The organism is Flavobacterium sp. KH_035, from assembly GCF_057839565.1.
Window position 1 is genome coordinate 2,376,044 of sequence record NZ_CM174492.1, and the last position, 11,717, is coordinate 2,387,760.

Below are 11,717 nucleotides of genomic sequence, written 5' to 3' on the forward strand. Positions count from 1 at the left end.
AAATAAAAGTTTTTAGGATTTATACCCGTAACCCGTTCCGATTTTTTATTTAAACCTGAAAAGTTTTATAATTAGCGCTTCAAAATTAAGTTTGAAGTTTAGAGAAGTAATCCGAGGTAGTGTTTAAGTCCAAAGTTTGAAAGTCCAAAGTTCAAAGTCATTCGTGACTTTAAAAACTTTATGACATTTGACTTTAGACTGAAATAAAATCAATTTTTAATTGCAGATAAATCAATAGTAAAAACTATGATGAATAATAGAAATAATAAAGATAAAAATCCAGTAAAAAGATTTAATAAAATCTCAATTGGATTGGCTTCACCAGAATCTATCTTGAAAGAATCAAGAGGAGAGGTTTTGAAACCGGAAACAATCAACTACAGAACTCACAAACCAGAACGTGACGGACTTTTTTGCGAAAGAATCTTCGGACCTGTTAAGGATTTTGAGTGTGCTTGTGGTAAATATAAAAGAATTCGTTACAAAGGTATCATCTGTGACCGTTGTGGTGTTGAAGTTACTGAGAAAAAAGTACGTCGTGACAGAGTAGGACATATCAACCTTGTTGTACCTATTGCTCACATCTGGTATTTCCGTTCTCTTCCAAACAAAATTGGTTATATCCTTGGTCTTCCATCTAAGAAATTAGATATGATCATTTACTACGAGAGATACGTAGTAATTCAGGCTGGTATTGCTAAAAATGCAGATGGAGAATCATTACAAAGATTAGATTTCTTAACTGAAGAAGAATACTTAAATATTTTAGATACTCTTCCGCAAGAAAACCAATATTTAGATGATATGGATCCTAACAAATTTGTTGCCAAAATGGGAGCAGAATGTATTATGGATTTATTAGCACGTATTGACTTAGATGAGTTGTCTTACCAATTAAGACACAGCGCTAATAACGAAACATCTAAACAACGTAAAACTGAAGCTTTAAAAAGACTACAAGTTGTTGAGTCTTTCCGTGAATCTAACTTAAACCGCGAAAATCGTCCTGAGTGGATGATCATGAAAGTGGTTCCTGTTATTCCACCAGAATTACGTCCGCTTGTGCCGCTTGATGGAGGTCGTTTTGCAACTTCAGATTTAAATGATTTATACCGTCGTGTAATCATCCGTAACAACCGTTTGAAAAGATTAATGGAGATTAAAGCTCCAGAAGTTATCTTAAGAAACGAGAAACGTATGTTACAGGAATCTGTAGATTCATTATTTGATAACACGCGTAAAGCTTCTGCTGTTAAAACAGAATCTAACAGACCATTAAAATCATTATCAGATTCATTAAAAGGTAAGCAAGGACGTTTCCGTCAAAACTTACTTGGAAAACGTGTGGATTATTCTGCTCGTTCGGTAATTGTTGTTGGTCCTGAATTAAAATTATTCGAATGTGGATTGCCAAAAGATATGGCATCTGAATTATACAAACCTTTCGTTATCCGTAAATTGATCGAAAGAGGTATTGTTAAAACAGTAAAATCTGCTAAGAAAATTATAGACAAAAAAGAGCCAGTAGTTTGGGATATCCTTGAGAACGTAATTAAAGGACACCCAGTATTACTAAACCGTGCTCCTACTTTGCACAGACTTGGTATCCAGGCTTTCCAACCAAAATTAATTGAAGGAAAAGCGATCCAGTTGCACCCGTTAGTATGTACGGCTTTCAACGCGGATTTTGACGGGGATCAGATGGCAGTTCACTTACCATTGGGACCAGAGGCTATTTTAGAGGCACAATTATTAATGTTGGCTTCTCACAATATCCTTAACCCTGCAAATGGTGCTCCAATTACTGTACCTTCTCAGGATATGGTCTTGGGTCTATATTATATGACCAAAGAGCGTATTTCTACAGAAGATCACATTATTTTAGGTCAGGATTTGACTTTCTATTCTGCTGAAGAAGTAAACATTGCATTAAACGAAGGAAGATTAGAATTGAATGCTCGTGTGAAAATTAGAGCAAAAGATTTTAATGAGGCTGGAGAATTAGTTTACAAAATCATTCAAACAACTGCAGGACGTGTATTATTTAACGAAGTAGTACCTGAAGCAGCTGGATATATCAATGATGTATTGACTAAGAAAAACCTTAGAGATATTATCGGACACATTTTAAGTGTGACTGATGTACCTACAACGGCAGCTTTCTTGGATAATATGAAAGATATGGGGTATAAATTCGCATTTAGAGGAGGTTTATCATTCTCTCTTGGTGATATTAGAATCCCAGAACAAAAAACAAAATTAATTGCAGATGCCAGAGAGCAAGTTGAAGGTATTTCTGTGAATTATAATATGGGTCTTATTACCAATAACGAGCGTTACAACCAGGTTATTGACGTATGGACTTCTGCAAATGCTCAGTTAACAGAATTAGCAATGAAAAATATTAGAGAAGACCAACAAGGTTTCAACTCTGTATATATGATGCTTGATTCTGGGGCGAGGGGTTCTAAGGAACAGATTCGTCAGTTAACAGGTATGCGTGGTTTGATGGCTAAGCCTAAAAAATCTACTGCCGGTGGTGGTGAGATTATTGAAAACCCGATTCTTTCTAACTTTAAGGAAGGTCTTTCGATTCTTGAGTACTTTATTTCTACTCACGGTGCTCGTAAAGGACTTGCGGATACGGCTCTTAAAACTGCCGATGCTGGATACTTAACAAGAAGGCTTCATGACGTATCTCAAGATGTTATTGTAAACATCGAAGATTGTGGTACTCTTAGAGGTGTTGAAGTTTCTGCTTTGAAGAAAAATGAGGAAATTGTTGAATCTTTAGGAGAAAGAATTTTAGGACGTGTTGCATTGCAAGATGTTATTAATCCTCTTACGAATGAAGTTCTGGTTCAATCTGGACAACAAATTACTGAAGCAATCATGAGAGTTATCGAAGCTTCTCCGATTGAAAGAGTAGAAGTTAGATCTCCATTAACTTGTGAGGCTTTAAAAGGTATTTGTGCTAAATGTTACGGTAGAAACTTAGCTACTGGTAAAATGACACAAAGAGGTGAAGCTGTCGGAGTTATTGCAGCTCAGTCTATTGGAGAGCCAGGTACACAGTTAACACTTCGTACGTTCCACGTTGGGGGGGTTGCTGGAGGTATTTCTGAAGAGTCTAGTATTGTTACAAGATTCAACGGTAGACTTGAGATTGAAGATTTAAAAACTGTAAAAGGTGAAGACAGTGAAGGTAATGCGGTTGATATCGTAGTATCACGTTCAACTGAATTAAAATTAGTTGACGAGAAAACTGGAATCGTTTTAAATACACACAATATTCCTTACGGATCTAGTATTTTTGTTAAGGATGGTGAAGTAGTTACTAAAGGATCTGTGATCTGTAAGTGGGATCCATATAATGGTGTAATTGTTTCTGAATTTACAGGTAAAATTGCTTACGAAGATTTAGAACAAGGACAATCATACATGGTTGAAATTGATGAGCAGACAGGATTCCAGGAAAAAGTAATTTCTGAGGCTAGAAATAAAAAATTAATTCCAACTTTATTGGTTTACGGTAAAGAAGGTGAATTGATTCGTTCTTACAATTTACCAGTAGGTGCACACTTAATGGTTGAAAACGGTGAGAAAATTAAAGCAGGTAAAGTATTGGTTAAAATTCCACGTCGTTCTTCTAAAGCGGGAGATATTACAGGAGGTTTACCAAGAATTACTGAGTTGCTTGAAGCTCGTAACCCTTCTAACCCTGCAGTTGTATCTGAAATTGATGGTGTTGTTTCTTTTGGAAAAATCAAAAGAGGTAACCGTGAGATCGTTATTGAATCTAAATTTGGTGAAATTAAAAAGTATTTAGTTAAACTTTCCAGCCAAATCTTAGTACAAGAGAATGACTTCGTAAGAGCGGGAGTACCATTGTCTGACGGTGCAATTACACCGGATGATATTTTAAGAATTCAAGGTCCAGCTGCTGTTCAACAGTACTTGGTAAATGAAATTCAAGAGGTATACCGTTTACAAGGGGTAAAAATTAATGACAAGCACTTTGAGGTAGTTATTCGTCAAATGATGCGTAAAGTAAGAGTTCAGGATCCGGGAGATACATTATTCTTAGAAGATCAATTGATTCATACTAAAGATTTCATCGTTCAAAACGATAAATTATACGGTATGAAAGTAGTTGAAGATGCTGGAGACTCTGCTGTATTAAAACCAGGTCAGATTATTACACCTCGTGAATTACGTGATGAGAACTCATTGTTGAAACGAAATGATAAAAATCTGGTTGTAGCCAGAGATGTAATTACTGCAACTGCAACGCCAGTTTTACAAGGTATTACAAGAGCTTCGCTACAAACTAAATCATTCATCTCTGCTGCTTCCTTCCAGGAAACAACGAAAGTACTTAACGAAGCTGCTGTAGCTGGTAAAGTAGATGATTTAGAAGGATTGAAAGAAAATGTAATTGTTGGACACAGAATTCCTGCAGGAACTGGTATGAGAGAATACGATAATACTATCGTAGGATCTAAAGACGATTACAACGAAATGATGGCTAATAAAGAAGAATATATTTATTAATTTAGGAAACTATGAGTAATCCGAACCAACAACAAGAACAGATTAACATTGAGTTAGACGAAACTATTGCAGAAGGAATTTATTCTAATCTTGCAATTATCAATCACTCATCATCAGAATTTGTTTTAGATTTTGTGAGTATTATGCCTGGTATTCCTAAAGCCAAAGTAAAGTCAAGAATTGTCTTGACACCACAACATGCTAAAAGATTATTAAAAGCAATTGGTGAAAATATTCATCGTTTTGAAGTCGCTCATGGCGAAATCAAAGAGACTGAACAAGCTCCGATACCGCTTAATTTTGGTCCTGCGGGACAAGCATAAATTTTAAAAGCCCCAGTAATGGGGCTTTTTTTATGGTATAAAGCTAAAATTTTAAGGCAAATTTTGGTTCAATATAAAATGTTAGGAGCTGATAGAAGTTATTCCTTTATTAACGATTTCAGCTTTTTATTTATGAGATCATTTTATTACAGCTGATTTTATAATTGGTGTTCTCTCCTGGTATAAATATTTGAAATGTGTAAAAATGGGCTGAAAGTCCAAAAGCATAAAAATAGTGCAACGCACTATAAATTAAGATAATGAATCATATTGCCCTGAAAGGCATAAGCAGTTACAGGAAAGTCTGGTAAAGAAAGTTTTGATGACTTTTACAACTGTGATAAAATGGATGTGTGTGAATTTTGTCAATGGCTACAAATCTTTGTGCATTTGCGATTAAAATAAGCAAGAAACGCAGTTCAACGGTTTTATTTTTACTTTCGTCGACAAAATTTCTTACTTTGAATTGATTGTGCTAAATTGTCCTTTCCTGAATAAAAGAAATTAATTTTGGAATATATTAACTAATTAAGGTTGGATTAATTCAAATTAAAAAAAAAGCGCTAATTGTAAATTAGCGCTTTTTTTATAGAATATTTCAAAATTTCTTAATCAAATTCTGAGGTGAAAAACAATTTCACACTTGGATATTTACTTTGCGTCATTTGAATTGTAAAATCTGAATCAGCAAGAAATACCAACTGACCGTATTTATCGTGAGCGAGGAATTTTTGTTTGATACGTTTAAATTCTTTAAATTCTTCATTTTTAGCATCATCCGGTTTAACCCAGCACGCTTTGTGAACAGGGAAGTTTTCATAAGTACATTTTGCACCATATTCATGCTCTAAGCGATACTGAATTACCTCATACTGAAGCGCACCAACAGTTCCGATAACTTTACGATTATTCATTTCCAAAGTAAACAACTGTGCAACTCCTTCATCCATTAACTGATCGACTCCTTTTTCTAATTGCTTAGCTTTCATAGGATCGGCGTTGTTGATGTATCTGAAATGTTCCGGAGAGAAACTTGGAATTCCTTTAAAGCTCATTATTTCTCCTTCGGTTAATGTATCACCAATTTTAAAGTTTCCTGTATCGTGTAAACCTACAATGTCTCCTGGATAAGAAATGTCTACAATTTCTTTTTTTTCAGCGAAGAACGCATTTGGACTCGAGAATTTTAAATTTTTCTTTTGACGAACGTGGTAATAAGGTTTGTTTCTTTCAAAAGTTCCAGAAACGATTTTAATAAAAGCTAAACGGTCTCTGTGCTTTGGATCCATATTCGCATGGATTTTAAACACAAAACCGGTCATTTTTTCTTCTGCCGGATCAACCAAACGAGTTTCAGAATCTTTTGGTCTTGGCGATGGAGCGATTTGAACGAAACAATCTAGCAATTCACGAACCCCAAAATTATTCAAAGCCGATCCAAAAAAAACAGGCTGTAATTTACCATCTAAATAATTCTGACGATCAAATTTTGGATAAACTTCATCGATCAATTCTAATTCTTCACGAAGTTTTTCAGCTGCTTTTTGACCCACAATTTTATCTAATTCCGGATTGTTCTGAACATCAGAGAAAGCAATCGTTTCTTCGATATTTTTACGACTGTCTCCGCTGAAAAGGTTAATGTTCTCTTCCCAAAGATTATAAATTCCCTGAAAATCATAACCCATTCCGATAGGAAAACTTAGAGGCGTAACAGTAAGACCTAGTTTTTGCTCTACTTCATCCATCAAGTCAAAAGCATCTTTTCCTTCACGGTCTAATTTGTTGATGAAAACAATCATCGGAATGTTACGCATTCTACAAACAGCGACTAATTTCTCTGTTTGTTCTTCGACTCCTTTTGCAACGTCAATTACAACAATAACACTATCAACAGCCGTTAAAGTTCTAAAAGTATCTTCGGCAAAATCCTTGTGTCCAGGAGTATCAAGGATGTTGATTTTTTTGTCCTTATAATTAAAAGCAAGTACAGATGTTGAAACCGAAATACCTCTTTGGCGTTCGATTTCCATGAAATCACTCGTTGCTCCTTTTTTAATTTTATTATTTTTTACAGCTCCTGCTTCCTGAATAGCTCCTCCGAATAACAATAACTTCTCTGTTAAAGTTGTTTTACCGGCATCAGGATGCGATATAATTCCAAATGTTCTTCTGCGTTGTATTTCTTTTAAAAAGCTCATATTTCGTATAAATAGGTTGCAAAAGTACTATTAATTACGGCTTAATAAAAATATTCAGTTCTTAAATTGGGAAGTCTCTTGTTTTATTAAAGTTAGGTTGTTCAAAAAATTAGGCTGTTTTTTTAGAACAGCCTTTGAATTGCAAATTTTGAAGCTATTGGTTAACAGACCAAATTGAATATCCTTTTGGAGGACACTGTATTTTTACCCATTTATCGGCCTGAGTTGTTGGATACCAGCTAGAATTTCCGGTAAAATCTTTGATTTGAGTATTAGCCCAATTGGTTTGAATCCATCTTTCCTGCCAGGTATCAGAGTTATTAATGTAAACAACCAATCCGGGATTTCCGTTATAACCATTTCTTCGCGCTACATATTCATCATTGTCAGAATATAAGATAGAAGTTGTTCCAGTCGCTTTATTGTTATGAATCCAGATTAGATTGTTTAGTTTGTTCTTGTCTAACCATTCTTCATAATCTCTGTAAAAAATAGTTGGATAACCTTCATGTGTTAATATGTAGGAATACGCTAATAATTTACTCCAGATTTCATCAGTATCATGATTGGTTACGAAGGTTACAGCTTTGTAAGGGTTTCTTTTCCACATCATATCATCATTCAGTAATGCCAGATTGTTTCCGTCAAAAGCATCATTCATTTTATAATAACAGGCAAAATCAAAAACCGAACTGTTGGCGTTGTTTGCCCAGTCATTTAACACGTTTACATTAGAATCCCATAATTCTCCAACCGAAAATCCGCCAACATTAGCATTCCAGGAGTTTACTACCCAGGCACCAAAGCCTTTTACGTAATCGAATCTCCAGCCGTCAAACTTCATCGTATTTTTATAATATTTACCCACTCCGTCAGCTCTCACCCACAGCCAGTCCTGTACATGCGGGTTGGCGTGGCATAAATCAGGAAAACCTCCAAAAGCACCTTCGTCGTTATTTCCGTAACTGTTCTTGTAGAAGTCATTATAATTACGCGTAAACTTTCCAGAAGCCACTCCGCTAAAATTAGTCCAGGTATTAGTTCCCGTAAAAGGATTGGCTTCTGATTGTCCACCGCTATTATGATTGATAACAATATCTGCATATACCTTTAGATTCTCAGTATGTGCACTGGTAATTAAGCTGACCAATTCGGCTTTTGAACCAAATCGGGTTTCTACAGAACCATTTTGGTTGTAATCTCCAAAATCAAAATAATCTGTAGGGTCATATCCCATAGAGAAAGCTCCGTTTTGCGCTTTAGAGGCAGGAGGAAGCCATATAGAGCCGATTCCTGCATTAGACCAGGCAGTTACTTTGCTGCTTACCGTATTCCACCAGGTTCCGCCGGAGGGAACATCCCAGTAAAAGGCCTGCATCATAACTCCGCCACCCGGATTGTCTACATATTTTCCGGTTACAGATGAATTGGAAGTTCCGGTACTGAAAGGTCTTCCGTCATGATGTGTAACGTTAATAATTTCAAATTGCTGACTCTGAGCTTTTGAATCTGTTTCAACTGTTTCATTTTGAGAACACGAACCTAAAAATGCAGTAATCGCTGCAATCAGGTAAAGTTGTAGAATTGGTTTTTTCATAAATTTTAGATTTGGTTAATATGAGTTAATAAAGTTTGTAATTGTAATCTATCGGGCTAAAAAAGAAGTATTATTCGTAATTTATCTGCTCTTAAATTATTAATTACGTATCTAAAGTATGTGTTTTTTGATTTCATTCGATTTTGCAAGAAAATAGTTATACCACGAAAACGTTGTAGTATTGATAACTTTTTTTGTTACAAACGTATTTAAAGGATTGAAATTTAGTAAAGCCCGTTTCTAAAACGTATTGTTTCAAGACTTAATAGCAACTTAGTGCAATTTTTAGCCACTATTTAACGGGGCTGAGAAGTCAGTTTCTAATGAAATTGAAGATCAGCTCTATAATTTTTTGTTAATAGTATTGCTGATAGTTGTATTATGTAATTGAATTGTTATTTTTGTTCGTTATAAGTCAAAATGAACTAGATCTTAATTGTTTAATATTTCCGGAGTTGTATATCTGAAGTATTTTAAAGTGAGTTCAGTTTAAGACGAAATTCTATAGCAAGACCTTTACATTCAAATTAAATTTTAAATAATGTTATTAAAAAAATTATCGCTAAAAACAATTGATTTCAAATTCGTGTTGACAATGTGTTTTTTATTTTTTTTCAACTCAATTATTTCGGCTCAGGAAGTTATTAAGGATACAGTAGTTAGCAAACCTGCTATTGTCGTTCCATCTGGGCAAAAGCTGAAAATTGACGGTATTATTGCTACAGTTGGAGATTATATTGTTTTAGATTCGGATATTGATAAGGGATTTTTAGAAATTTCAGCACAAGGAGGATCTACAAAAGATATTACTAGATGCCAAATGTTAGGTAAGCTTTTAGAGGATAAATTGTATGCACATCAGGCGATTCAGGATAGTATCGTAGTGAGTGATGCCGAAGTAAGAAGCATGATGGACGAGCGTCTGAATTATATGGTACAACAAGTGGGTGACATTAATAAAGTTGTAGCCTATTACAAAAAGAACTCCGTAGAAGAATTTAAAACTTATTTTGCAGATATTTTAAAGGAGCAAAAATTAGCTTCAGAAATGACTAAGAAAATTGTGGATGCGGTTGAAATTACACCGGAGGAAGTTCGTAATTTCTTTAAAAAGATACCAAAAGAGGAATTACCAACTTTTGGAGCAGAGATGGAAGTAGCACAAATTGTTGTAGAGCCAAAGGTTTCGAAAGAAGATGAACAGAAGGTAATTGACAGATTGAATGCTATTCGAAAAGATGTTCTTGAGGGATCCAGTTTTGCAACAAAAGCAGTATTGTATTCACAAGATCCGGGATCATCACCAACGGGAGGTTTTTATAAAATGACTCGAAAAACAGCTTTCGTAAAAGAGTTTAAAGATGTTGCTTTTAGTTTAGCAGCTGGCGAAATTTCTGAGCCTTTTAAAACTATTTTTGGATATCATATTATAATGGTTGAAAAAATTAAAGGACAGGAAGTTGAATTGAGACATATTTTAATTTCTCCTACAGTTTCTGAAAGTGCTTTGAAAGATGCGAAAGAAAGAATTACGAACATCAGAAATAAGATTGTTAATAAGGAAATCACTTTTGCAGATGCTGCAAGAACAGAATCGGATGAGAAAGAAACAAGAGCAAACGGAGGAACACTAGTGAACCCAAATACTCAGGATACTCGTTTTGAATTGACCAAAATGGATCCTACTTTATACAGTCAGGTTTCTAATTTAAAAGATGATGAAATTTCACAACCGGTTTTAAATACAGACGATAAAGGTAAAAAGACGTACAAAATAATTACCGTTACCAATAGAATTGAGCAGCACGTGGCAGATTATGCTAAGGATTATACCAAAATTAAAGAATTGGCATTAAAAGAAAAGCAAATCACGACAATTTCAAAATGGTTTGATAATAAAATAAAAGATACCTATATCAAAATTATTGGAGAGTACAGAGATTGTAAGTTTGTTTACAATTGGCTAAAAAAATAATTTTTATTAAATAAAGAAAAAGAGTTAGTTTTATGAATTCATAAAACTAACTCTTTTTAATTTTAAAAACATATCTAAATGTCTGACGTAACAGCAATTCATAATTTAGTTCAAAAACGAAACGAATTAAAAAACGAAATAGCAAAAATTATTGTAGGCCAGGATGCCGTTGTAGACCAAATTTTACTGTGTATATTTTCAGGTGGTCATGCTCTTTTGATTGGTGTTCCGGGTTTGGCAAAAACTTTAATGATTAATACTTTGTCTCAGGCTTTAGGTTTAGATTTTAAAAGAATTCAGTTTACGCCGGATTTAATGCCTTCGGATATTCTGGGAAGTGAGATTCTGGATGAAAACAGACATTTTAAATTTATCAAAGGGCCTATTTTTTCAAATATCATTTTGGCCGATGAGATCAACAGAACTCCACCTAAAACGCAGGCTGCTCTACTTGAAGCCATGCAGGAACGTTCTGTTACCATTGCAGGTCAAAACTATAAGTTAGATTTGCCTTACTTTGTATTGGCTACCCAAAATCCAATTGAGCAAGAAGGAACGTATCCTTTGCCGGAAGCGCAATTAGACCGTTTTATGTTTGCTATTAAGTTAGAATACCCAACTTTTGAAGAAGAAGTTCAAGTAGTGAAACGTACCACCTCTGATGCTAAAACAACCATTAATCCATTATTCACTGCGCAGGAAATTATCGATTTTCAGCATTTGATTCGTAGGATTCCCGTAGCCGATAATGTAATTGAATATGCGGTAACTTTAGTCAGTAAGACACGTCCTGATAATGCTTTGTCAAATGATTTTGTTAAAAATTATTTAGATTGGGGAGCAGGACCAAGGGCTTCTCAGAACTTAATTTTGGCTGCAAAAGCTCATGCTGCTTTCAATGGGAAATTTTCTCCGGATATTGAAGATGTCAAAGCAGTGGCAACCGGAATTTTAAGACACAGAATTATTAAAAACTATAAAGCAGATGCCGAAGGAATAACAGAGGAGAAAATTATTCAGAAGCTGTTGTAAACTAAACGATATAGAGCCTGATACAACAAGTGTTA

The 11,717-nt window shown here is 34.7% G+C and carries 6 protein-coding genes; 4 read left to right on the forward strand and 2 right to left on the reverse strand.

Features of this window, described 5'->3' with window-relative positions:
• Positions 1-246: 246 nt before the first annotated feature.
• Positions 247-4,554, forward strand: coding sequence for a DNA-directed RNA polymerase subunit beta' (gene rpoC / locus AC3IS6_RS10220; RefSeq protein WP_489164773.1), 4,308 nt, complete (start codon positions 247-249; stop codon positions 4,552-4,554).
• An 11-nt stretch (positions 4,555-4,565) separates the two neighbouring features.
• Positions 4,566-4,877: a DUF3467 domain-containing protein gene (locus AC3IS6_RS10225; protein WP_017496730.1), complete on the forward strand. Its 312-nt coding sequence runs from the start codon at positions 4,566-4,568 to the stop codon at positions 4,875-4,877.
• 608 nt (positions 4,878-5,485) lie between these two features.
• Here AC3IS6_RS10225 and AC3IS6_RS10230 read toward each other — a convergent pair.
• Positions 5,486-7,078 (reverse strand): peptide chain release factor 3, encoded by a 1,593-nt coding sequence (locus tag AC3IS6_RS10230; protein ID WP_173968361.1) that lies wholly within the window; start codon positions 7,076-7,078, stop codon positions 5,486-5,488.
• A gap of 154 nt (positions 7,079-7,232) precedes the next feature.
• Positions 7,233-8,675, reverse strand: a complete 1,443-nt coding sequence (locus AC3IS6_RS10235) for an alpha-amylase (RefSeq protein ID WP_489164774.1) — start codon at positions 8,673-8,675, stop codon at positions 7,233-7,235.
• A gap of 541 nt (positions 8,676-9,216) precedes the next feature.
• Here AC3IS6_RS10235 and AC3IS6_RS10240 point away from each other — a divergent pair.
• Together AC3IS6_RS10240 and AC3IS6_RS10245 are read left to right on the forward strand one after the other, a co-directional pair.
• Positions 9,217-10,650 (forward strand): peptidylprolyl isomerase, encoded by a 1,434-nt coding sequence (locus AC3IS6_RS10240; protein WP_489164775.1) that lies wholly within the window; start codon positions 9,217-9,219, stop codon positions 10,648-10,650.
• Positions 10,651-10,728: 78 nt separating this feature from the next.
• A complete protein-coding gene (locus AC3IS6_RS10245; protein ID WP_489164776.1) occupies positions 10,729-11,682 on the forward strand; it encodes an AAA family ATPase in 954 nt (317 codons plus the stop codon).
• Positions 11,683-11,717 lie beyond the last annotated feature (35 nt).